This window comes from Sphingobacterium athyrii (genome assembly GCF_003071065.1).
In the GTDB taxonomy this organism is placed as follows: Bacteria; Bacteroidota; Bacteroidia; order Sphingobacteriales; family Sphingobacteriaceae; genus Sphingobacterium; species Sphingobacterium athyrii.
Genome location: NZ_QCXX01000005.1, coordinates 52,719 through 77,179, shown reverse-complemented (window position 1 = coordinate 77,179; position 24,461 = coordinate 52,719). Strand labels below are relative to the sequence as shown.

Genomic DNA, 24,461 nt, shown 5'->3' with positions numbered 1-24,461 from the left:
AAGGATAAATTATACGCGAGGCTGGTTCATGGCACTGAGCATATTACCGTAAATGGCATTTAATGCATTCAGATTTTTCGCCAGTTTGCCCACTTCTTCTTTAAATGCTTTGGAGTCATCCAGTGATTCGTTGAAGTTTTGCATGGTATAGCTTAAGTTCTCATAAAACTTATTCATGGACTGCAGGTGTGATGCAGAGTCTCGTAATTCACGCTCATACATGGCATTGAGCTGACCAAGATTAGTGGTCAGATTTTTCACCTGGTCGTGGTAGTTTGCCGTATCACCGGAGGTATTTGACATCGCTACGAGGTTTTGTGATGCTTTTTCAAAGGCTAAGCTTAAGTTGTCAAACTTGGAGGTTGCTGTCCGCAATTTTTGTGTGAATTCATCTGTCGCTAGCGAGACATCAGACAATTTGTTGATAGCAGATACTTTTTCGCTGAAATCACGTAATCCACGGCCGAGGTTTTCGATGCTTGCAGGCTCAATATGGGCGTCGGCAAACATTTTGTCTAAGGCGGCTGTCGCCGATGGGCCTGCGGGCTGTGCAACCACTGTTTTACCACGAACAGGAAGCTCGCCATTGAAATTATCGTCCAATTCAGGGTAGACCCTGCTCCAGTCAGGCTCAGGCGGTGGGGGATTGAAACCCATCAGAAAGAAGAGAAGTGCCTCAACACCAAGTCCGATACCGATCATGTAGTTGGCTGTGCTGCCGCCAATGTGAAGGATCTTGAACAGTACCCCGATGATGACGATACTCGCGCCCCAGGATATGGCCACATTTAGCCATCTTGAATTGTCTTTTTTCTTGCTCATAGTTTTTATGTGTGTTTGGTTTAATTCTATTTTTGGATAGTTTTAATTCAGTTTTTTGTATAAAACGGATTTGTCTGTTTAATAGTATATACTTGCCGTATATCGCAAGCGGATTTAGTGTCTAGTTGAAACGACCAGCTTTGTTCAAAAAATATACCAAAGATGAATCTTGATCTAATTTTATGCTCTTAGGTGATCCATTTGTGATAGCAAATAGTATTTTCTCAAAATAAAACAAACGTTAGCTCTGCCCAACAGTTATACATAGTAGTAATTTATATGTAGTGCAATAGAAAAATAACTTTATGACCGAAGTATTAATCCAACTTTCACAGAACTGGCCTGCGTGGCTCTGGAATATGGCATTAATCCTATTTTCATTCCTGATTGGTATGCTCATAAAAATATTGTTTATACCCCTGTTGCGAAGGCAGGCGATCGAGCAGTCTTCTTATTCCCTGTTTCGTTCATTCATTCGCCGATTTAACAGGATATTGAGTATTTTTATTCCATTGCTGGTCTTTAACAGTTTACTTCCTTTTGCGCATTTTAATGCCAGAACATTACAGGTGGTGACCAAAATCAACGAGATATTGTTAGTCAGCTTTTTCGCCTTGGCTTTGATTCAGGCGATCAAAGTATTTGAAGATTATCTGTACCATCGATTTGATGTCAACAAGGAGAATAACTTACGTGAGCGGAAGGTCAGGACACAAATCGTTTTTATCCGCAAAGTGGTGGTGACCATCATTATTGTGGTCGCACTGGCGATTGTATTATTAAGTTTTGAAAGCATGCAAAAGATCGGTGCAGGATTGCTGACCGGTGTGGGTGTCGGCGGTATTATCATTGGCTTTGCGGCACAGAAATCACTAGGGAATCTGCTGGCGGGTTTTCAGATCGCATTTACACAGCCCATACGAATGGACGATGTGCTGGTGGTAGAGGGGGAGTGGGGAAAGGTTGAGGAAATCAACCTCACTTATGTGGTGGTCAATATCTGGGACAAGCGTCGTCTGGTACTGCCGATTACCTATTTTATCGAGAAACCTTTTCAGAACTGGACGCGGACTACAGCAGAGATATTGGGAACGGTTTTTATCTACACCGATTTTACCATCCCCGTGCAGCAGCTTCGGGAAAAGCTGACGGATTTACTCACTGGACATCCCCTATGGGATGGTCAAGTAAATGTATTGCAGGTCACTGATCTTAAGGAGCATACCATGGAGATACGCTGTTTGATGAGCTGCCGTAATTCAGGGCAGGCTTTTGATCTCCGCTGTTACATACGTGAACAGATGATCGATTATATCAAGTTCAATTTTCCGGATGCCCTGTCCAAAACACGAGTTGATTATACTGCGAAAGAAATTAAAGCGTAACCCTTTTTAGGGGATCTTCCTGCCAGTCAGTGATTGGATACGGAAATGTCTTGTTCAAGCCATATCTTTGTGAAGTAATTTTGAAAGCAATATGCAGATTTTATTTTTTGTTTTATCGGGGCTCTTGATTGTCCTTAGTCTGCTGCCTTTTATCAGGTGCCAGCACTGGGTGTTTCGTGTGGCTGAGTTTGTGAAGCTGCAGCTGCTGGTCTTTCAGGTGCCATTGTTGGCCTGGGGCTTTTACCTGGTTGCGGATGCTCCCTGGATATGGAGCATACAGATCCTTCAGGCGCTATTGATTGGCTATCATGTATTTATCTTGGTCCGCTATACTAAATTTTGGCGGAAAGAAATATATGAAAAGGGAAAAGATGCCTCGGATAGCATCAAAATTATCTCCTGTAATGTCTTGCAGTTCAATAAAGAGCACGACCGTTTTATAGAGCTGATCCGGAAAGAGCAGCCGCAGATTTTTTTGACAATGGAAAGCGATGCGGTTTGGGAAAATGCCCTGCGGGAATTGGAATCAGACTATCCAAATGTGGTCAAAGTGACCTTGGATAATACCTACGGCATGCATTTTTACACCAAGCTCAAGGTCAATAAAAGTCAGGTACATTACTTTGTGGCTGATGACATTCCGAGTATCGAGGCTGAATTGGAGACAGAAGACGGTCACCGTTTTAAATTTTTTGCGGTGCATCCACCGCCTCCAAGTCCTACGGAGGAAGAAAATTCCAAAGAACGGGATGGTGATCTGCTCAGTGTGGCAAAAAAAGTACGCGATTATAAAATGCCGGTGGTGGTGACGGGTGATTTTAACAATGTGGCCTGGGCAAGATCTTCGGTCCTGTTTAAAAAAACAAGCAAGCTGATCGATGCACGGATCGGGCGTGGCATCTTATCGACCTTTCATGCCAATTATTGGTTTTTCAGGGTTCCGCTGGATCTGCTTTTTCATAGCCCAAATGTATTTATAGACAAGCTTTTTATTTATCCTTCGGTAGGTTCTGATCACTTTCCCATGGGCTGTACCTTCTTTATAGACCGCTATTCGGATGAGCAGGCGGAAGATATCGAAGAGCTTGAAAAGGGAGAAATGAACGAAGTTAATGAACTGATCGCGGAGGGACGTAAGGAGGAGAGTGACAACCGTGAATAGTCTGCGCATGCGATGGGCTCCTTGGTCATTGTGTGATCTTCAGCTTATATTCCATGACCGGAGCTACTGAGAAATAGCCCAGCGCATTATTGGAAATATTGGATTTCGGATTCCCGGGTGCGGCGTTGCTGAGATTGTTGCTTTGGTACTCGTTCCAATATTGATAGGTTTTCTGGTCCACACAATAGCGGCGTACAGTAATTGTGTCACCGGGGGATAGGTCTTTCTCCTGGTCGGTGATATAATGGGTTACTTTCAGTCCGTCGTTAAATTGGTCGGACTCTGCTCGTGCAAAACGAAAGGGGCCGCCATTGGTGGAGAGGGTATAAATATAATAATTGGAAATTTTAGCGGGATCTTTAAAGGTCAGTGCCGCAAAAAAATAATTTTCTCCGCCGAGATTTTTTTCGGAAATATGGGTTGACTCCACGGCAACATAAGCGGGCATCCGGCAGGTAGAACCATATTGCTGCTTTTGGACGTCAACATGCAACGTATAGGTCCGGCCGGAAAGGGGCTTAAAGGTACGATGGATATAATAGCCATCTTTCTCATATTGAAAAGAGTAGTTTCTATTTTCATTGTCTTTGACCCATACCGTTGCACCTTTAATCCCGGAAGTATTGATGGGATCGTCGAATCCGACGGATCGTGAAATGCGTATTCGCTGGACTGGACTGGCATCGGATAGCTGGGCATCAATAACAATGCGTGCCGTAGCGTCATTGAGATTAAGGTCCACTTTTTCTTCACAGGAAGAAATCAGCAACAACAGACTGGATAGGATAAAAGACAGTTTAGCATTCATAAGGTCTAAAATTTAAAGTTCCAGGTGACGGAAGGAATGATTCCGAATAAAACAATTTTATAAGCTTCGGTCAGATTGGGATTGTCCTTGTTTTCCCGAAAGTCAATGGTATAAGCATTTTTGCGGTTGTAGGCATTGTATATGCCAATTGTCCAGCTTGAATGAAAGCGTTTGCCGGTTTTATTGGGGGCGTAAGTCGCTGACAGGTCCAGGCGGTGATAATCAGGCATGCGGTAACCGTTCCGCTCGGTGTAGTAGAACATGGATTTGCCGTTGACAAGGTATTTTCCGCTCGGAAAGGTAACGGCATTTCCGGTATTGAAGACAAATGTCCCGCTGACTGTCCAGCTGTCCGAAAGGACGTAATTGGCCACAATTGCGAGGTCGTGTGTACGATCCTGTCGTGCATTGAACCATTTTCCGTCATTGATCCCGTTAAATTTACGTCGGCTTTTGGAAAGGGTATAGCTGATCCAGCCTTTAAGACGACCGCTGTTCTTACGCAAGTGCCCCTCCAGTCCGTAAGCCCGCCCGATGCCAAAGAGCAGCTCCCCTTCGAAATAGGCATCTGCCTGTAAGGTGGCCCCATTACGTACATCGATCTGATTGCCCAGACGTTTATAATAGACCTCGGCCGAAAAATTGTATTGCTTGTCCGAAAAAGTACGAAAGTAACCAAGGACAGCCTGGTCTACACGCTGTGGCTTGATACGGAGACTACTGAGTACATACTGATCGGTGGGCAGGCTGGCGGTAGTATTGGTCAATTGATGCAGGTTCTGCACGATGCGATTGTAAGAAGCTTTTAAGCTGCTGCGTTCATCAAGCATTAGACTGGCGGACAGACGTGGTTCCAGATTGATATAGTGTTTGGCAATCCGGCTGTTATCCCGTTTTTCGGAAATAGGCATTCCATTTTTGTCAAATTGATAAAAGGTCCGTTTGCCCAGGACCATAAAATCATGGACATGGATGCCGTACTGTAACGACAGCCTGTTGGTAGCTTTCCATTCGTGGGAGATATAACCACCAAGATCAACTCCGCGCTGGCTTTCAATGGCCGTCGGATTGATAGACTGATTTTTGCCCGAAGCGAGATTAGCTGGCCGGATGGACTGTGCCAGTGCGCTTACCCCCAACCGGATGGTATGATTGACATTCGCATAATAGGAAAAATCCTGCTTGGCATTGACGTTCCGGATGTTGGAGGCCACCTGAAAATCGATTTGCTCGCTGGAAACACCGGCCTGATAATTGAATCCACTGTAGATAAGTGAGGTGTTGCTGGATATTTTATTGTTAAAGCGGTGGTTCAAGCGTGCCGTCGCTGTGGTATTCCCCCAAAAAAGATGAAATAGGTCATTGTACTTTAATCTGTCTTTGCCATGATAGCCCGATAGGTATAGGTTGGTTTTCTTCCCCAGACTAAAACTGAGCTTGGCATTCAGATCATAAAAATACAGGCTATTCTTATCCATATCTTTACTTTTCGCCAGTTTTAAAAATGAATCCGCATAGGAACGGCGGGCACTGAATAGAAAGGAGCTCTTATCTTTTACAATGGGGCCCTCAAGTTTGAGCCGCGAAGCAACTATACCCAGGCCGCCTTCGCCGGAGAACTGCTTTTTGTTACCGTCCAACATGGAGATATCTAGTACGGAGGATATCCGGCCGTTAAACTGGGCCGGTATGCCGCCCTTATAGAGCTGTACGTCCTTGATCGCATCCGAATTAAAGGTAGAGAAAAATCCGAGGAGATGCGATGCATTATATACAGTAGCCTGATCAAGGAGAATCAAGTTTTGCCCACCGTCACCACCACGCACATGAAAATTGGTAGAGCCTTCACCGCCGCTTTGTACACCGGGCAGCAACTGTATGGTTTTAACGAGGTCTTTCTCGCCAAAGATGACAGGGACATCTTTAATATCTTTCATATGGAGATGAACCGTGCTCATCTGTGGATCATCAATGGCTTCGCCCTTTTCCTTGGCTGATACGACGACCTCGTCAATTCGCTTGGTTAGGGGCTGTAACGCAAAGTTTTTTTTAAGTGCCTGCCGTAATTCGACCGTTGCGACCTGTTGCCGATAGCCCGTATAACTTACAGTTACCAGGTGAATACCTTTAGGAACTGTGATCTGATAATGTCCGTGCAGGTCGGTGGTCGTGCCTATGCCGTCCTTTATGGTAATAATGGCTCCGCGAAGCGGTGTTTGACTAACGGAATCGCGAATGGAGCCACTTAGGAGTGCGTCTTGTGCGGAGGCAAGGAAAGGGGATAGCACAATTGAAATCGGAAGAAAATAGGAAATAATCGAGCTCATTTTAACGCTGGTCTGGTTGATTTCTGAACAATAAAAAACGGAATGACGTATTAATCCTTTATTAATATTTATTGCTATAGTTTAAGTGATTTTAGCTGCATAGTAGTCTACTTTATTGATGTGGTTTAGTTATTATGTAACGCTTTTGGTACATGGAATATTGTCTTAAATGCGTTATTTGAATGTTAGATTTGCTTTTGATCAGCGGGTAGATTTGTCTAACCGAAAACCAAATGCCTGATTTTTACTTTGAAATGTGTAATTTAATGGCACAAATGTATACTGTAAATCTAACTAATGGGTAAAGATTATCATTATAAAATGTCTGGCGATGAATTGCAGTCGAAGACCATTGATTTTTTGCGATTCCCACTGATTGTGGGTGTGGTATTTATCCATACGGATTTTTCAGATATCGTTATGAAGGGCGTAAAGCAAATCAGCTTTGTTAACTATCCCTTGTTCTCGCATACCTTTTTCTTATTTTCCAAAGTTATTTTCGAGGTTTGTGTACCGCTTTTCTTTTTTATTTCAGGTTTTTTATTCTTCTATAAAACAGCCGGTTTTTCTATGGAAATCTACCTGCAGAAGTTGAAAAATCGGGTCCGGTCGCTGTTGGTTCCTTATGTTTTCTGGAATCTGTTGGTCATCATATTCCTTTTGCTTGCACAGACATTTTTGTCGGGCAGCTTAGTTTCGGGAAGGAACAAATTAATAACGGATTATAGCCTGCTGGACTGGTTCTGGTCCTTTTGGGATACCTCTCAAATTAACCCGCATTCAAAGAAATCGTTACCTGTTAATTCACCCTTTTGGTTTATCCGTGATCTGATGGTTGTCGTGCTGTTTTCACCAATAGTCTATATCCTGATCAAAAAACTGCGGACCTATGCCGTGATTATATTGGGATTGCTCTGGATGTTTAATCCCTTTTTTTATTTGCCGGGGCTGAGTACGGTTTCTTTCTTTTTCTTCACTGCAGGGGCGTATTTTAGTATCAACAATAAAAACTTTGTCAGTGGTATGCGGCCGATGCTATCGATAGCTTTACCATTGTATGTCCTGCTTGTTGTGGCACAGTTATTATTTCTGAACAAAAGCTGGTGGGTTGATTTATACTGTGCGGGAATTAGCATAGGTCTTATTGCTACGGTGTCAGTCGTTGCTCACTTTATAGGAAAAGAAAGCTGGCGCCCAAATCTGTTCCTGGCCAACGGCAGCTTTTTTATTTTTGCCTACCATCGTTTACCTTTGGTGTTTGTTATTAAATTTTTATTTAAGTTGCTCAAGCCACAGTCTGAAGTCTTATTGCTGTTCCTGTATTTTCTCTGTCCCGTTATTATCATTGTTTTTGGTCTGATGATTTACAGTTTTTTTAAGCAGTTATGGCCTCGGTTTACGGCAATTGTCAGTGGCGGACGTTAACAAGAAATTATGAAAAGATATAAAAGGCCTGTCATTATTCTACTTGTACTGGTTATCGGGGCATTGCTGGTCAACTATGGCCGCAAAATACTGATTAAAAACAAGTACAAGCGGATCCGGACGGAATATGTATTTACAGATGTCATCAATCTTGGCTGTACTCCGGTGAAACAACAGGGCGCATCGAATACCTGTTGGTCCTATACCGGCAATTCATTTTTGGAGTCGGAGATGATCCGCATGGGAAAAGAGCCTGTTGAAATTTCACAGGTTTATACAGCCCGACAGGCCTATGTGGACAAAGCGCATAATTTTGTGCGTCTCCACGGAGGACTGACGATGGGCGAAGGGGGGCAATTACATGATGTGCTCAATGTATTTCGCAAGTACGGTGCGATGCCCGGGGCTGTTTACACAGGCTTGCGCGGCAACCAGACCTACAATGATTTTAAAAAAATGACACCCATGCTGAACAGCATGCTCAAAGTGCTTGTGAAAAACAGGCCACTGACGCCCAATTGGGAACAGGCTTACCGCGCTGCACTTGATGCTCATCTTGGGAAGGTGCCTGAAAAATTTGACTTTAAGGGCAAAACCTATACGGCACGATCATTTGCGGATCAGGTGATCGGCATCGATCCTGATGATTACATTGGTTTTGCTTCTGTAACAGATCAGCCGTACTATAAGCCTTTTGTGCTAATGGTGCCAGACAATTGGTCTTTTGATCGTTTTTATAATGTACCGATGCAAGAGCTAACCGGGATTATTGATACGGCATTGCAGCAGGGCTTTACCATTGCCTGGACAACGGATGTGTCTGAGAAGGGGTTCTCATGGCCTTATGGTATTGCTTATGTTCCCGAAAAGCCTTTTGATAGCATGTCCAGCGAAGAGAAAAAAGCCATGTTTGTCAAACCGATGCCCGAAAGGAAAGTTACTGCCGAAGAGCGGCAGATGGCTTTCGACAATTGGGAGACCACCGATGATCATGCGATGCATATCGTCGGGCTGGCCAGGGATCAGCTGCATAAGGAATACTACCTTGTTAAAAATTCATGGGGAAAGGCCAACGATTTTAAAGGGTATATGTACGTAACCAAAGAATTCGTGAAATACAAAACGATTTCCCTGATGTTACATAAGGCGGCGCTTAATCCAGTACTGTCGGCTAAGATTAATTTGAAAGCGTTGTAAGTCTAGTATAAAGGCAGAAAGGTTTGTTCTTTCCTGTAATTCAATAGAAATAGTTGTAAAATACCCCAAATGAGGTATTTTATAGATTAAGATGCTCCATTAATTTTACGCCTAAAGAAAGGGGTGAAATTATGAAAAGAATAAGCCTATATATTCTTATGCTGTGCATGGGATATTTTTTAGCCATTAGCTGTGCGAAAAAAGAACGCGAAATAGATGAAGATAATACCGGACAGCTAGAAAAAAAAGAGCGGGCGGCCTACAACAGCAAACAAATGCCAGGAATTGGTAATGTGTATGTGTCAGGAAGTGCTGGAGCGGGTAGTAAGCAGGAGTTATACGCTAAAGCTGACTATCAAAATGGATACCTTGCGTATTATATTTCTCCAGAGTCGGCCAGTGATCTCGGGTCGGATCATCGCATCGTTTTCAGTGCAAATAAAGGTGATCAATGTATCGTAGAGATGGATGAAGAGCATCAAATCTTACGTATGTATACTGAACGTGAAGGGAAGCGTTTACCGATTATATTGAAAATCAGCCAGCACAGCCTGAAGGAATTTGAATTCCAGCTTTATCGGGTCGATTGGGATAAAAAAGTAGAGGAACTCGTTAATAGCGTTTATCTGCGGAATGGTAAACCTGTGGGAACATACAAAATGGCTGCCCGTGCAGCCAATAGAGCGACCGATACCACTGCTAAAGACACATTAGGTTTCCCGGGGATAAAAAGGCCTGCAAAACAGTCCTCAGTCACTGCGACAACTGGCGTAGTTTTACAGTATGTAAATACGGTATTGGGACCATTGGTCGATCTTTCCAATGAAGGTATGGGAACCTTATCAAGTAAGCTGGAGCAATCTTCCGTAACAGCGGATGCCTTTAGCGCACTATGGTATGATATGGGGACGATGAGTACAATGCTCGCGAAGGCAGGCCTGTTATTTGGTTCTTTTCATACAGATCCTTTAGACAAAACCGATCCTTTGTCGACTTTCAACTGGTATTTTGGCCAAGGACAGGCTGCAGTCAACCTAAAAAATATACAGTTGATACCTCTATTGAAAAACTCCACGCTAGTATACGATGAGACCGATCTGGCGGGACGGTTAAAACTAGTCATGCAGGTAGAGGACAAGAACAAGAAAGCGTTGATTGGAAATCCGGTGTTTGTTGACTTCAGGGTGGAATTGGAGCAGGAAGGAAAAGTTCATGTTTTATCAGAACAAACCCTGAGCTCGGATAAAGAAAAAGGGATCGTGGAACTTGTATATAATCTGCATCAGGCGATGGTGAAACCCAAGCTTGGAAGTAAGTTAAATGTGTTTTATAGGTTCAGTGCGCATGAAGGGACTGTTTTTGCGAAACAGGAAGTTGCTATCGCTGACCGGGAGCCTGCGCGGATTACCATTGTCAGTGGTGCGGGGCAAGAAGTGGACTGGGAAGAAAAACTGAAAGCACCATTGGTTGTAAAAGTGACCAACAAAGCGGGACAGCCGCTAAAGAATATTGGTGTCAGCTGGACGGTGCAGTCGGTCTCCTGGGGGATCATCGTGGGCACATTGAGCGAGACACAACTGCAGACAGATGATCAGGGATTAGCGAAGACTTATTATACGGTCGGAAAGCAGCAGGAGAAACCCGAAACGGTAAAGGTACAGGTAATTGGCAGCAATGGACAGCCTGTCCCAAAGGTGGAAACAATATTTAGCTATAAGCAGAAACGTAGGAATTTTACTCTTGTCCAGATGAAACATGAGACGGATAATTCTGATATGACTAAAGTAAGTGTGATGCGGGAATGGAAAAACGGCGATGCGGTTACAATAATGGAAAATGAACTGATTACGTTTAATATTAAGGAAGATGGGAAGCTGTTGAATTATTCAGATGGATCCATAGCGCATTTTATACAATCTACGAAAGGTCTGATTGCTACTTCAAGATATGCCAACCGGACATTTCAATCCAATGATATTGTTTTAAAAAATTGGGCGGTGAAATTCTCCGATCCTGTTACTGGACGCATGGATAGTATTGTTATAGATCTAACGATCAGCAATCAACTTTATAGAACATTTGTGGGCAAGACGCTCCAGATAGAAGGAGGTGGAGACCCAATAAATGGGAATAGCGATGAAGTGCTGACGTTTACTTATAGGAGCGATGGTAAAGTAGATATGAAAAGTGTCAAATATCCGAAAAATGGTGTTATAACAACTTTTGAAACAGCTCATATTAATAGTTATACGCCGGTCTATGGTTGCCCAGATAAAAATAGTGTTATTCCTTATACCATGAAACGGGTAATTGGCGTGATTACATCGCCTGCTCAACCGCCGATGGTGTACGGCATGAGTGCCACCTTCATTTTATTTGCTGATGGTACCATTAGGCCCAATACGATGATGACAGGTTTTGACGCCTGTACATTTAATCAGTTTTGGAGTAGTATAAAGCTCCAATAAGGAAATGTTAATATGTTTTGTTTAGGAACGATATATTTCCATTTAATTTAAATAAGTAGAAAGGCTATTCGCATGAATAGTCTTTTTTTTGAATAGTATAACAGCTAATTTGCAATGCATGTTTTCTTTGCAATGAAACTTGAGCTAGAATAGTACGTCAGGAAGAGGGAGATTGATAATCTGTGCATGCAGAAGAAGGCCCAATTCTATACAGCGTTTGATGAGTGAGCTGCTGTTGCAGGTATTGGTTTTGCGGAGTATATTTTTCCGGTGTACGCGCACCGTCAACTGGGATATTTCAAGTTGTTTTGCAATTTCAATGCTCGACATCCCTTGGGCGATAAATGGCAGCAGCTCAAGTTCACGTTTGGTCAATGGGCAGTTGCTATAATCCTTTTTTGGTTTGGCCGATAGGTCTATTTGATAGAAGTCAGTGCGGCCATTAATGCCCATCACTGTCGCAATATAATTATTGGTCCGCGTCAGATGGGAAATATCGGTATGAATATTGAGACTACGGACTATTTTATTTTCTTTATCTGTGATCAAGGCTATAGCTTGATGATGAAACAGGCGGTAAGAACCGTCTGCGACACGCATGCGAAAACAATAACAGGTCTTGAGGTCTTTAATATGCTCAATACCTATTTCCAATACTTTATAGTAACAATGTTCTTCGGCTTCAAGGACAAAGGGAAGATCATCAGAGTGGATTAGGTCTATAATCTCCTGCAAGTGGCTTGGTACTGTTGCCAAACCGTGTATAATACAGAGCTGTGGATGTTGATGACTGAGCTGCTGTTTGAGTATATCAATAAGATAGTAGTAATAATCACCTGTAATAAATATTTCTGAAATTAATTCAACGATAGCCGCAGCATCTATAACGGTATCTTCTGAAGAAAAGATCTCCGGATATTTTTCCCAAATAGGAATCAGGCTATGTTCCTTGTTTTTCATCCTTACAATATTAGCAATAGGACCGTTAGGGGAAAATACCCCATTTGGAGTATTTTTAGATTAAGCCAAGTTCAATACATTTTTTAATCAAGCAACCACTATTGGAACATGCCGTCTTTTTAAGAAGGTTTTTCCGGTGTACACGAACGGTCAATGGGGAAATAAAAAGTTTGTCAGCAATCTGTTGGCTCGACAGTCCCTGCGTTAATAAACGGAGTACTTCCATTTCACGTTTAGAAAGTTTTGGCAGGTTAAGTTCGGGCGGTCCTGCTGAGAGATCTAGTTGACAGTAATTGCGATCACCTACGGCTTTTACAAGAACAATATGGTTGTTAATGGTGGTAATGTGATTGATGTCTGTATGAATATTCAATGCTGTCGTAAAACGCCCTTCTTGATCTTGGCTCAAATGAATCCCTTGATGATGAAAAAGGTGATACGTTCCATCCGCTACTTTCATTCTAAAGCAATAAGATGTGCGGTAAAACACACCTTTACCGAATCCCATTTCTTCCATTTTATCCAAAGTGGTCTTTTCAGCTTCAAAAACAAAGTTGAGATCATCTGGATGGATATAGTCAATAATTTCCTGCACGGCGCTTGGGTAAGTTTTTGAGCCATGTAAAGAAAGTAGATTCTCATGAATATGATACAGGCTATTATCTGCGATATTGATAACATAATAATAAAAAGGGCCAATGGCCAAAAGCTCGGTTAAAAATCGACCAATGTTCACTTTTTTGGGAATTGAGTATTGATTAGAAATGGCATCAGGATAACTGTCCCAAAGGTTAGAGAGTAGATGTTGCTGTTTTTTCATCTTCCAATCGGTTAAATATACTGTTACTAGAAAATAGCAAGAACGTGTACAATGATACTGGCTAGGTATCCTTGTTTTTCATATACGGCTGAGATCCCCTAAAAATAGTGAAAAAATGGTAAAATGTCAAATAAGGTGGGAAGGAAACTGTACAAAATCGCTACTAATAACGGAGTTAATTTATGAGATAAGAAAAGAGTTTCTGGTCTTTCATTGTTGGACCTTGCATAAATCAAAAAAAGGCAGCCTCAGTCTTGAGGCTACCAGCGTATTTGGAGGTGTAAATGTTACTTTTTGAGATAGTATGTTTCGATCCATTTGATATCCTTCCCATCTCCATTTTTATATGTTCCTTCGCCTTTGAATACCAGCTCCTGTGTTGTCAGTTTGATAATGGTGAATGCTTCTTCATCATCATCACCATTTTCTTTAAAGATTAACTTATCCGCTCTTACCTTCCAGGTAAAGGGTTCGAGATCGAAACTCCCATCACCTTCATCCCAGCGCTGGGATCCAGTTCCGTCTTTTTTAAACTCGGCCCATTCGCCATTTTTACCAGTATAGGTGTCAGTGGTTCCTGGTATTTCCTGATTGACTAATTTTTCCAGGTTCCATTTGCCAACAATGCTTTCCGCCGTTTTTTTTGCATCGTTTTCATCAATGAAGTCATTGTCTTTACTACATCCTGTAAATAACAGGATGAAGAAGCACATTGTCAACCACAGGGAATGAGGTTTATGTTTTACGTGAAGTGTTTTCATAATATTTCTCTTTTACAAGGTTTATATAGCAGAAATTATATCTGCCATTATTGCTGTTTTTCTAGAAAGTTTAAAATCTGAATGCCAAAAATATACGGCTTCCGTTCAGTTTTATTTTCTCTTTTACGGTTACTTCCTGTTCTTCAAGCTCGTCAATGTCAATATTGAAACTATGTTTAGCTGATCCCCAGCGTGTTTCAAAACCTAGTCCAAATGCACCATAGTTGGCTGATAGGCCTGTCGTGAAAAAGTTGCCAAACCCACCGGAAAATTCTTCATCAGCATAAAGTAAAGAGTAGGAGGGAGCATAGCGGACATGAGCTGATACTGTAAACCCATCTGTCAGACCTACATGGACGGATGGACCAACCTGCATGCCGATTTCTCCTTTATGGGTAACATAGTTATCTGTCTCGGTAATCATGCCGCCATTTCCGTCTTCAATGGAATAGGTCTCAGTTTGTTTAAATTGGGCATAATTTAAATCAAGATAAGTCCAGTCGATGCCAAAATAGAGCACTTTGGCAATCGGTTCCTGATTCAGGAAGAATGTACGGCCACTGCTGAGTGAGGCGCCAAACTTACTTTTGATCTTGGATTCACCATCAAGGTCATCTACAGCTTTAAGATGTTGAGAAACATAACCAATGTTCAGATATTTTTTTCCAGGTTTGGATTGAGCATCCGCTGTGTAATACAGCAAACTGAAACAGGCAAATAATAGTAATACTTTTTTCATAGCTTTTGGGATAATAAGTTGTTGTAATATACTTTTCCAAAACTAGCCCCTCCCAAAGGATAATAAAATACCGCGTTTGGGGTATTTTACACGATTCCCATTTTGTATAGCTTTACTTTGGATATTGATATGCTCTTCGTTCCATATTATTTAAGGGCGTTCCAAAATAACCTATGAAATGAAAAGTAATGTTATTTGACACAGACTATATATTGTTTTTATTTTATTTGCCAAGCATGATCACCACCCTTGTTGGATTGGGAATGGGGATATATTGGTTTGGCCGTGTACCTGCAGCTAAATATACGTTCAATACAAAATTGCTATTGGAAAGAGTGCTCATTTGCTATATAATTATGTTTACTGCTATTGCAGTACTGGTTATAAATTCTTGTCTAACAGACGAATTCTTTGGGAACTATCTTTCTGCTGATATTTTGTGGATTGGGGTAGTAATTGCAATCTTGGGCTTTGTCTTTACAACCATTTTTGTTGCGTTTAAGTCTATTGTATTTTGGTCTGAAGCTTACAGTCGGGGACGAAAGAAATGCCAGTGGTATTTGGCTTTATTACCGCTTTGGCTAAGTTGTTTTTTAGGGCAGATGATTGCTTTTATCTGGGTAATAAAAAAAATGGGATAAGAGATAAAATTCCCAATTGTTTCCATAATTCGCTTGGAGGTTTGTCGTATGAAAAACAACAAATCACTTCTAAAGCTTTTAGGTACAGTCTTTACAATTTGTATCCTGCTGTGTTCTTTTTCGGTCAATGCACAAGAAAATAAAGTCCTACCCGATAAAGTACATCATGCGGAACCGTTATACAATGATCTTGTTCGGGACCTCGGTGCAAGAAAGGGGGAGAAGGAGTTTAATGTGGGGGCAGATATTAAAAGAATGCGTAGCGTGGATGAATACGGATATTTAATGGAGTATGAGTTCGCGCCCATTGACCGTCTGGGGCTGGAAGTGGAAACCGATTTTATGTATTCAAAAAGTAAAATGGAGCATGTAAAGTCAAGCAATGAACTCGAACGCTTGCGACTGTCGTCACAATATTCTTTTTATGTCTCAAAAAAACAGGCGACAACATTAGCGGTGGGGTATACACAGCTATTTAATTTCATTGCGGGGGGGACAGCGTTCAATCCCTTTTTCGTCGCTGCAAAGAGTTGGCATACCAACTGGCATACATTAATTTATACCGGGCCGGAAATTGCCTATCATTATAAATCACATACCACCAAAATGAATTGGCAAATCAATACATCCTTTCACTATACATTACCACAGACTGATCATTTTATCGGACTGGAGGTAAATCAGGAAGTTGCCCGTGGCCTATTGGAAACAACATTGCGGCCACAGGTGAAATTGGGGCTGAATGATAAATTAGCTGTTGGAATGGCCGTCGGCTTTCCGATTGGAGGGAAGGAAAACGCGATCAGCTCATTTTTCCGCCTGATTTACCAACTTTAAAAATGCTTTTAATTCGAAGAAAAAGCATTCGTAATGTGCTAATTTTCTTGTTTTAGTTGTTGATACAATTGTTTTGTTTGAGCTTTTATGGCGCAATAATTCATGAAATAAAAATTTAAATTTATCCGGATACTAAAAATTTACTTTTGTACAGTTCATCAAGATAAACCCCAAGTGAGCGTGTCCGTTCGGTATCCGTATTGCTAATATAGCGCTGAAACATCAGCTCAGTACTATGCCCTGTTGCTTGCATAAGCAACGGTGTTGGGATCTTGCCGTAGAAATTAGAGGCAAAGCTACGTCGGCCGATATGGCTGGTAATCGCTTCCCACTTCTGTATCAGCTTTTCTGTCGATCTGAAACCACTTCGGGTACGAACTTTGATCAGGCTATTTATACCGGCAAGGCGTGCGATTTCCTTAATCTGTTCATTGTATTTCTGAGCAGAGAGTTTTGAAGGGAAGTTGTTTCCATTGTCAGACATAATGTTTATGGCTGTCGGATGCAAGGGTAGCAGTATTGTCTTTTGTGTCTTCTGCTGCGTAAACGAAAGACAGGGTTTTCCGTCGAGGATTTCCACCATATCAAGATTAAAATTCATAAAATCCGAAACGCGTTGACCCGTATAGCAGCTAATGACCAACCAGTCTTTGGCTGCCTTCAGTTCTGGAGGGACAACAGTATCTTTTATTCGAATGAGTTCGTCTTCGGTGAGGCTGATGACACGGTTGTGTTTTTTGATTTTTGGAAGTTCCAGTTCATAAACTAAAGTACGTATCCCTCTTTTTTCCAAGAAATTGAGGACAGTACGAACAAAATATATGGTGCGATAAATGGTGCTTGAACTATAGGCTTCCAATTCTCCGAATTTTATAAATTCTTTTACAAAGTCGCTGTTTACTTCATTGATCATCAGATTTTTACGCTGGAAACCTTCGAAACGCCTTAACATATTAAAAAAGACTTTGTACCGCCGATGTGTATTGTCGGAAATGAGGTGCAGACGGCTCTGGATAAAGTTGTCTGTCGCTTCCAATAGACTTCCGGCTTCGAAAGGGCTTTCTTTTAAAATGCAGCATTTTTTTATGAGCTGGGTTAAAACATTGAGTGAGAATTTACGTTGTTTAAATGCTACCTCCTTCAGGTAATTTGATATGGCAATTTTGATCGCGTCTAATTTTGCGTTAAGCTTTTTATAAATTTTTAAATAAATGTTGTCCGGACGCTGTTTGTCTTGATTCCAACGGTTAGGAATGATTTTTAAGGATGTTTTTACGACAAACTCTTTTTGTTGTTCATCGATAAATTTTAGGGCAATCAGGGATGTCGAGCCTGTACTCAACAGGGTAAAATTGAAAATCATCGCGTACACTTTTTACTAATATCTGAGTATAAAGATAATAGTATATACGAATTAGTCTAATTCAGACTACAATTTCACTTACTCAAATATACCATTTTTATTTTAAAAGCGTGCAAACCATTATGCTAAAATAACCATGGAATTAAAAAAATACCAAATTAATAGCTGAATGCGTATCGTATTAAAATAGATAAAATTTATATAGCTGAAAATCAGATGTTAATATATTTTTTCTAGTCTGAATTAGACTAACATTATTACCCCAAGTGGTTATTTAGAAAATGTTTAAAAAACTAATCATAGCATAATGATGAAATCGAAACGTAATTATATACAACCAAAAGTTGAGGTAATACTTGTCGAATCGGAGAATTCTTTCGATAAAATTTCTCCTGAGATAGACGGGGAAAAAATAAAACATGATTGTAACAAAGTCTCGAAAATTAAATTGTTGGAAACGAAAATACTTCCGTCTTAATCTTTTGATGGTTTGCTGATGGGGTACTATAGTTTAATGAAAAATAAGCATACATGGAAAACAAGATTAAGTTGATCTTTGCAGATGACTGCAGGCTCCAGCAAAAGATTATTGAGCTGCTTTCAGCGCAGCTTGATCTGTTTGACCTGCAATTTACGGCGGATAACGGGAGCGAATTGCTTCGGCATCTTTCTTCTTGCAAAATACTTCCCCAGATCTGTATTTTGGATCTGCACATGCCTGTGATGAATGGGATAGATACCGTGCGTGAAATGAGCAGTCGATTTCCATCCATTAAAGTATTCGGGTATACGGCTACTGATTGTCTGATTGAAGTAAATGATTTCAGACGTAATGGAGCGCTGCAGATTTTTTCAAAACGCAATCCGAAACAGATGTTGGAGGCAATTTTCGGTTATGGAAAGATGGGGATACAATATGAGCGGCCCGTAATTATTAGAAAAAACATTTCAATCGTTTCGTATGACAACTCCTGATAAACTTGGCGATATTACGACTGGCGGCTTTGAGTTTTTTAGTTTTCGGAGTATTCCTGATCAGGACTTCGGACAGAACAGACGGGATTTTTTTACGATAATCAAGACTTTCGAGCCGATTGATATCGTAGTTGAGAAAGAAAAGTATCGTCTTGCCACAAATCAGATGATTTTTGTTGGTCCCGGTAGGTTTATTGACATGTCAAATGTGCGTTTGGGCAAAGGTTATCTGCTTTGTTTCACTGCCGCATTTTATGAACGTTCACTCGAAGATACCGCTACAATTCATTCACCATTATTTTTTGGAGAAAGCCCGGTTCTGTATCATGACTCTCGCTTTGGCGAACAGGTTTTTAATCAACAGATTACGAGCCGCCTCTTTAGGGTGCGTATGCAGGGGCATATATTTGATCGTGTTGCACACCACTGTGTGGAATCGCTTTTATTGGATGCGTATCATGATATAGCGGCAGGCGATCACATGTCGCAGCTAAAGAGCGCAAGCGATATTGCGCTGGTAAATCATTTTTCGATGTTGATTCATAAACATTGCAGGGAACATACCTATGTACAATTCTATGCAGATCAGCTTCACGTTACTGCGCGCAAGCTAACAGATATATGTTTATCGGTGACTGGCAAAACCGCCAAATCGTTGATTTTGTCCGTTTTAGTTCAGCAGGCTGTAAAATATATCAAGCATACCAGTCTATCTATTTCACAGATATCCTATGAAATGGGGTTCAACGATGAATCCAACTTCCGGAATTTTGTGAAAAAGCAGACAGGCCATATTCCACGTGCGTTGAGGCAAAGTTAGCTGAGATGAAAATCTAAGAAAATTATACCCTATGAATGTTAATCGGTTATTTCTGATAGTGATTACATTGGTTTTTGAGTTATTCAATGGATGGACCACTATGGCGCAACAAGCGTCATTGACAATTCGACTGGGTACCATTATCTCGGTCAGCTGTAATCCGAATCAAGCTTATTTTTCATCGGGTGACGCCCGGGCAATTTCCGTGGATTCTTTGGCTGTTAGGACATTGGGGCCGTTTGAGATGCTTTTAATTGGAGCGCGCATCGCTATTGGTAGGGAAGTCGACAGCGAAGGAGAGGGATATAAAAATTTTATACTCGGGAATAGGCCGGCTATATCATGCGATACGGGGGAGAAAAGAATAAGCGGACAGCGGCAGATAACATTTCCGCTTCAACCCGGGACGAAAACGTTTGTTTCAATAACTGCTTTATAGCTGTTGGGTTTGGGGCGCGGACTTAAAATACAGGAAAGGTCTTCTGCTGATGGGACCTTTGCATTTTGTTCTGGGCAAGGGTTTTCGTTGTAAGACTTCGCGGCCAACATATTTTCGTAACAAGCTATAGATCCTTTCGGTGCTAAAATTGATGTTATAATTTTCCTGGAAATCGTCGACCATCTGTTCGAGTGTTCGGGGTTCGGAAAAATAATCCGAGGCATAAACGACATAGGCGATCAGCTCGCGTTGTCTTCTCAGGTCCTCATTGACGGCTTCATTTGCCGATTCGATTTTTTGTTTCAGGAGGAAGTTTTGCTCCTGAGCGGATATTGTTTCTTTAAAAATATGTAAGTTGGGAAGACTGTCAGTATGTATGGTCAGCGCTATTTTCGGGTTGAAAAAGTCTGAAAGCGAAATGGAAAACGGCCGGCATATTTTTGCGACATGTTCCACGGTGATGGTGAGTGTTTTGTTGTAATGGCTGCGCAGTGGTCCTGCCGTTAAGCCGGAGAAACTTGCGAGGCCATTGAGCGAGAGTCCTGTCTGATTCATGATCTCCACAATCCGTGATGAGATCAATGTGGCCAGTGCATTGTCTGTAACTTTTCCCATTTTATTTTCTGAAAATGATATCCTTTAGCGCAGCAGATCAGTTTTCCATCGCGTCACCTCGATCAGAAGCTAGGCTGCCGGTATTTTAAGAAGTTTCAGGGGTAGATCGTCAGCTTCTTAGTTTGCAAAGACTGGCAATAGCTGATGTGTATTTTGACCTAATGGACTTGCTATCAGTTATAAAAAAAATAATGGAACGAACGCCTTCGTTCCATTTTATCCATTAATATTATCAAGTCGAACGCAAAAAAAATGACTTGATGGCTCAAAAGTAGAAAATATAATTGGAACTTTTCGTGTGAAAATTGACGATAATCGTGTTAAAAAATGTGAAAAAGAATTTTTGTAGGTAGTCGGCCACAATAAAAAAAGCGGCTAGATTTATCTAGCCGCTTGCTTTGAAATAGGAGTACTGAAAATATCAGTTTATATTAGTTTGCGCGTACGCAACGAACATTTTTGAATGAAGTTCTCAATAAATCTAAGCCTAAAAGTTCTACATTCAACGCTTCAGCAGTAGTTGAAGCTTTTACAAATGGATCCCCAATAGGGATTAATCCTCCAAGTGTACGTCTTGTTGTAAAAGCATGGTAACCATAGTAGCCCACTCTTGTACCTAATAAATCTAATAAAGGTCCAGCTAAGACAGGAGAATCTGTCCAGAATGCAGCTGAGGCATTATAAGAAGTTCCTAATACAGGAATATTTGTGTTCAAAACATTTAAACCCAATAGATTTGCCGAAAGATTTGAAAGACCGAGTCCTAATAATCCATTGCCACTGTCACCAATCCCAGTAAGAACTGCTGTATTTACAATCTGTCCATTGTAGAAGAAGCGCAGATTATTTGAATTTGACGTTGCTGTACCAAAAGCATTTGTCCCAGCTGTACCTCCACCAGTAATCGCGTATTGAGCGTGGTTTCCTCCATCAGTACCAACTGAGGATCCCGGTGCTGGATCTGCAGCGCCCAGTAATGTTCCGACAAGATTGAGTACGTTATTTAACAATCCTGTTGTCGAAGTTAGGGTTTCAACCTGCGTGCTTGTAGGCTGTTTCCAAAGTCCTTGCGGATATATTCTTGTACAAGGATCTCCCTTTTGTGCAGCACTTGATGGGAATCGAGCGGCAACCAAAGAACCGTAAGAGAAATAGCCATCTCCTCTACTTCTTTGTGCATTTGTCGCATAGAAAGCATATTTCCGTAAAGGATCGTTTCCATCTCTTTCAAATAAATTTGAACGACTCCATCTTACAGCAGTACTGCCACTGCCAGTGACTAATGGAGATTCAATAACATTTAACAATAAGCGATGGCTTTTGCCTAGCTCAGGTGTCACAGAGAAATTAAAATCCGTTGCAGTTGCAAAGTATGTCCGTGCTAAACTCCCGTCTACGTGGTTAATGTTTAAGTTCTGTAGTGTTACTTTGACAGCACTTTGTGCAGCGGTTGAGGCTGTATATACGTAAGCAATTTTAGCATCATTATGTAGTGGATCGATATTTTTGAAATCGGCATAGCTAAGCGTCGGTGTGAATGATGCACCGGCGGTCACAGTACCATCCAATAAATTAATGCTTCCTGTTGCTAAATTCAAACCTGATACAGAAACACTAGGGTTCCCAGTGATATTACCAAAAACACCGATAGTATTTAATTCTATACCAACGCGTGAAAAAGCGTGGTTAAATAGAATATTAATGGTAGGGCTAGACGCTAAATTAACACTGCCAGTTGCATAAAGCACGTCTTTATTCTGAGGAAGTGCAATTGATCCACTCGCTGGCGTTATTGATGGCGCTGTGTCTTTCGCGTTGTATGAAAGTGCAACCCAAGTGTAGGATCCGGCTGGATCAAGACCTTCGATAGTACCTGCAGTGCCTGACAATAATTCTTTCGACGTAACTAGTGTATTTCCTGAGTAGATATATACTACATATTTTGTGTCTTGTTCCATATTCTCTGTTACTCCAGGAGCAACGTCAGCTGCTGTGCCGTTTGAACGTACAGAATTAGCCAAACTACTGGTTTTTACAGGAACATTATTATCCGTCGAAATTTGCATGTCGACATCACTGAACGAATAAATTTTGCTTTGTGCTGTTTTGCTGGATGAGGAAACACCCATACGTTTTACACCTTCATCGTTGTTTGTATTGATACCGCCAACTGAGATGGTTAATTTGTTGCTTTTTGTGTCAACAAGTTCTGTTTTTGAATCTTTGGAGCAGCTCGTTATCAACGTCCCTGGTATCGCAAGTATTGCCATTGCAACAACCCAGTGAGCCCCTTTCTTTTGTAGAAATTTCATTTTAGTGCTTTTCTGTTGTTAATAATTTAAATACTTGTTTAGGATGCGTCACCGTTATTGGTTTCGTCTGCTCCGGCTCCCCAGCCGCTTGATTGTGGAGTAGCACCTGGTTGGGCCTGAGAACCTGCAGCAATGCCTTGCTCAAGTTCAATAACGTGCTCCTTAATGGACGGAGCTACGTACATTTTTTTTGCGTTCTTATTCATGATAATATTATTTGGATAATCCATGCTATTACTAACATGGGGTTTAAAATTTAATGGACAATTTAATTTTTCATTGTTAAAAATTTAGAAATTAACGTTTTGATAAGCTGCTTGTCTCTGCGTACAGACAAGTGGTGTAGTTATCGCTGCGTTAATTTTGTTATAAATATTCTATTAATGCTGTATAAATTTATATATGTCTACTATTTTATTTCTAGCTTGGCTAACACACTTACACTTTTGAATTGTAATATTACGACTAAATATCAACTTGTGCAAAAAAAAATTGTAAATTATTTTCTAGCATAAAATTCCTGTGATATTTAATCATCTTTCCTTTTCAGGGCTTTATTATTAATATTTTTTGTATAACTGTCTTTTGATTTAAAATTGAAATGCTTTTTAAGTATTTTTTATCGCTTTACATTGATCGTAATACTTGCCTTAACAAAGTTTTTTGTCTTTTGTTTTAACCGGGAATAATTTTTTTCTGTCAAATTTTTGTTTTATAATTAAGATGTTTGAACAGGTAGTTTCTTAATGTCACGTGTTAGCACTTGTGTGTTATTTACTCTATTATTTTTGAATTATGTTTGGTGTTTTTAAATATCGATAATCAATTTCTTAATAATATTAACTTCTGTTTTTAAAAAAATATTCACCATTATGTCTCGATGTATGTTTGTTGGTAAACAGTAATATAAAAATGTGTTTATTGTTTTAGAAAAATATATATCGATTTAGGCTTTTTGTTTTTTGTTGTTGTTTTGTGTTTTCATTTTCATAATAATTAAAGTGTTTAAGCAATTAATGGATTTGTAATCCTGGTTTCGGTCCATAGTTAGACCTTGCTTTTTGATTTGCTCTAAAATAGTAGCTCCCTAATTCTTCTTCACGGTTGAATTTTTACAATGCTGACCTTAACTCTCATGGAATTGTCATGTAAACGTCTCTAGTTTAGCTCGTTTGTAGTGGCTTAGCTACAGGAAAATAAACATCGTCTGAATTCCTTTGGTCCCTTTCGAATATTATCTACTTTCGTGCAACTTCTGATTAAGAAGTGTCATATTATTCTATAATAAAGATCTATTTATCAGTTAGATAGCTTCTTTTTTGTAGTGTGTGTAAGCTACACAAATATAAATTGCTTTAGAACATTAAAAATATAAGAAATGAAAACGAACACAAAAAATTTGGCTAACCTAAATGGCCGTCTTCCTTATGAAACTCCTTGTGTGAATGCGTTACATGTAGAGCTGGAATACAGCGTTGCTGCAGGTTCCAATCAAGGTTCTGTAAGTGGTCCGATGACCGAATCTTGGCAGACTGAGACGCAAAGTCAGGATGTAGAGTGGTAGTATTTAGGATAATTAAATTAT

Annotated in this window: 22 protein-coding genes; 11 read left to right on the top strand and 11 right to left on the bottom strand. The window is 40.7% G+C overall.

All coding sequences use genetic code 11. The annotated features are described in order from the left end of the window. Positions 1–9: 9 nt before the first annotated feature. The gene (porL, locus tag DCO56_RS18260; RefSeq protein WP_108635199.1) at positions 10–822 is read right to left on the bottom strand and encodes a type IX secretion system motor protein PorL/GldL; all 813 of its coding nucleotides are present in this window, start codon (positions 820–822) and stop codon (positions 10–12) included. 305 nt (positions 823–1,127) lie between these two features. On the opposite strand from porL, the gene DCO56_RS18255 reads away from it, so the two are divergent. After that, complete coding sequence (locus DCO56_RS18255) at positions 1,128–2,207, top strand: mechanosensitive ion channel family protein (RefSeq protein ID WP_108635198.1); 1,080 nt, start codon at positions 1,128–1,130, stop codon at positions 2,205–2,207. A gap of 91 nt (positions 2,208–2,298) precedes the next feature. Continuing rightward, positions 2,299–3,369 (top strand): endonuclease/exonuclease/phosphatase family protein, encoded by a 1,071-nt coding sequence (locus tag DCO56_RS18250; RefSeq protein ID WP_108635197.1) that lies wholly within the window; start codon positions 2,299–2,301, stop codon positions 3,367–3,369. A 25-nt stretch (positions 3,370–3,394) separates the two neighbouring features. Here DCO56_RS18250 and DCO56_RS18245 read toward each other — a convergent pair whose 3' ends face one another. Both DCO56_RS18245 and DCO56_RS18240 read right to left on the bottom strand, forming a co-directional pair. After that, positions 3,395–4,177 carry a DUF4249 domain-containing protein gene (locus DCO56_RS18245; protein ID WP_108635196.1) on the bottom strand — a complete coding sequence of 261 codons (783 nt, stop codon included), beginning with the start codon at positions 4,175–4,177 and terminating at the stop codon, positions 3,395–3,397. Between the two features lie 5 nt (positions 4,178–4,182). Next, a complete protein-coding gene (locus DCO56_RS18240; protein WP_108635195.1) occupies positions 4,183–6,504 on the bottom strand; it encodes a TonB-dependent receptor in 2,322 nt (773 codons plus the stop codon). Positions 6,505–6,801: 297 nt separating this feature from the next. Here DCO56_RS18240 and DCO56_RS18235 point away from each other — a divergent pair, with 297 nt between their 5' ends. The 3 genes from DCO56_RS18235 to DCO56_RS18225 all read left to right on the top strand — a co-directional run bounded on the left by DCO56_RS18235 (position 6,802) and on the right by DCO56_RS18225 (position 11,594). Next, positions 6,802–7,929, top strand: coding sequence for an acyltransferase family protein (locus DCO56_RS18235; RefSeq protein WP_219929417.1), 1,128 nt, complete (start codon positions 6,802–6,804; stop codon positions 7,927–7,929). 9 nt (positions 7,930–7,938) lie between these two features. Further along, on the top strand, positions 7,939–9,126 hold the full coding sequence (locus DCO56_RS18230; protein WP_108635194.1) for a C1 family peptidase: 1,188 nt from the start codon (positions 7,939–7,941) through the stop codon (positions 9,124–9,126). A 131-nt stretch (positions 9,127–9,257) separates the two neighbouring features. Then, positions 9,258–11,594, top strand: a complete 2,337-nt coding sequence (locus DCO56_RS18225; RefSeq protein WP_146191079.1) for an Ig-like domain-containing protein — start codon at positions 9,258–9,260, stop codon at positions 11,592–11,594. A gap of 144 nt (positions 11,595–11,738) precedes the next feature. Here DCO56_RS18225 and DCO56_RS18220 read toward each other — a convergent pair whose 3' ends face one another. The 4 genes from DCO56_RS18220 to DCO56_RS18205 all read right to left on the bottom strand — a co-directional run bounded on the left by DCO56_RS18220 (position 11,739) and on the right by DCO56_RS18205 (position 14,874). After that, the gene (locus DCO56_RS18220) at positions 11,739–12,554 is read right to left on the bottom strand and encodes a LuxR C-terminal-related transcriptional regulator (RefSeq protein WP_108635192.1); all 816 of its coding nucleotides are present in this window, start codon (positions 12,552–12,554) and stop codon (positions 11,739–11,741) included. 55 nt (positions 12,555–12,609) lie between these two features. Further along, the gene (locus DCO56_RS18215; RefSeq protein ID WP_108635191.1) at positions 12,610–13,374 is read right to left on the bottom strand and encodes a LuxR C-terminal-related transcriptional regulator; all 765 of its coding nucleotides are present in this window, start codon (positions 13,372–13,374) and stop codon (positions 12,610–12,612) included. A 287-nt stretch (positions 13,375–13,661) separates the two neighbouring features. Beyond that, positions 13,662–14,135 carry a lipocalin-like domain-containing protein gene (locus DCO56_RS18210; protein WP_108635190.1) on the bottom strand — a complete coding sequence of 158 codons (474 nt, stop codon included), beginning with the start codon at positions 14,133–14,135 and terminating at the stop codon, positions 13,662–13,664. Positions 14,136–14,205: 70 nt separating this feature from the next. After that, positions 14,206–14,874: a hypothetical protein gene (locus tag DCO56_RS18205; RefSeq protein WP_108635189.1), complete on the bottom strand. Its 669-nt coding sequence runs from the start codon at positions 14,872–14,874 to the stop codon at positions 14,206–14,208. A 188-nt stretch (positions 14,875–15,062) separates the two neighbouring features. On the opposite strand from DCO56_RS18205, the gene DCO56_RS18200 reads away from it, so the two are divergent. Further along, complete coding sequence (locus DCO56_RS18200) at positions 15,063–15,515, top strand: hypothetical protein (protein ID WP_108635188.1); 453 nt, start codon at positions 15,063–15,065, stop codon at positions 15,513–15,515. 48 nt (positions 15,516–15,563) lie between these two features. After that, entirely contained in the window at positions 15,564–16,352 is a 789-nt protein-coding gene (locus DCO56_RS18195; protein ID WP_108635187.1) for an HAEPLYID family protein, read from the top strand. Positions 16,353–16,473: 121 nt separating this feature from the next. On the opposite strand, the gene DCO56_RS18190 is transcribed toward DCO56_RS18195, so the two are convergent. Further along, positions 16,474–17,715, bottom strand: a complete 1,242-nt coding sequence (locus DCO56_RS18190; RefSeq protein ID WP_108635186.1) for a tyrosine-type recombinase/integrase — start codon at positions 17,713–17,715, stop codon at positions 16,474–16,476. 531 nt (positions 17,716–18,246) lie between these two features. Between DCO56_RS18190 and DCO56_RS18185 the strand changes: the two genes are divergently transcribed. From DCO56_RS18185 to DCO56_RS18175, 3 genes are read left to right on the top strand one after another with little or no spacing between them, the layout of a single operon-like run. After that, positions 18,247–18,690 (top strand): response regulator, encoded by a 444-nt coding sequence (locus DCO56_RS18185; RefSeq protein WP_108635185.1) that lies wholly within the window; start codon positions 18,247–18,249, stop codon positions 18,688–18,690. Continuing rightward, positions 18,677–19,510, top strand: coding sequence for a helix-turn-helix domain-containing protein (locus tag DCO56_RS18180; RefSeq protein ID WP_108635184.1), 834 nt, complete (start codon positions 18,677–18,679; stop codon positions 19,508–19,510). The genes DCO56_RS18185 and DCO56_RS18180 overlap by 14 nt, the downstream gene beginning before the upstream one ends. Before the next feature lie 31 nt (positions 19,511–19,541). Further along, positions 19,542–19,949 (top strand): hypothetical protein, encoded by a 408-nt coding sequence (locus DCO56_RS18175; protein WP_108635183.1) that lies wholly within the window; start codon positions 19,542–19,544, stop codon positions 19,947–19,949. Here the strand turns inward: DCO56_RS18175 and DCO56_RS18170 are convergent. From DCO56_RS18170 to DCO56_RS29330, 3 genes are all read right to left on the bottom strand, one after another. After that, on the bottom strand, positions 19,944–20,564 hold the full coding sequence (locus DCO56_RS18170) for a hypothetical protein (RefSeq protein WP_108635182.1): 621 nt from the start codon (positions 20,562–20,564) through the stop codon (positions 19,944–19,946). The two genes, DCO56_RS18175 and DCO56_RS18170, sit on opposite strands and share 6 nt — an antisense overlap. Positions 20,565–20,995: 431 nt before the next feature. Next, positions 20,996–22,876, bottom strand: a complete 1,881-nt coding sequence (locus DCO56_RS18165) for a fimbrillin family protein (protein ID WP_108635181.1) — start codon at positions 22,874–22,876, stop codon at positions 20,996–20,998. Between the two features lie 38 nt (positions 22,877–22,914). After that, positions 22,915–23,082, bottom strand: coding sequence for a hypothetical protein (locus DCO56_RS29330; RefSeq protein WP_181390600.1), 168 nt, complete (start codon positions 23,080–23,082; stop codon positions 22,915–22,917). 1,172 nt (positions 23,083–24,254) lie between these two features. On the opposite strand from DCO56_RS29330, the gene DCO56_RS18155 reads away from it, so the two are divergent. Then, positions 24,255–24,440, top strand: coding sequence for a hypothetical protein (locus DCO56_RS18155; RefSeq protein WP_108635179.1), 186 nt, complete (start codon positions 24,255–24,257; stop codon positions 24,438–24,440). Positions 24,441–24,461: the final 21 nt, after the last annotated feature.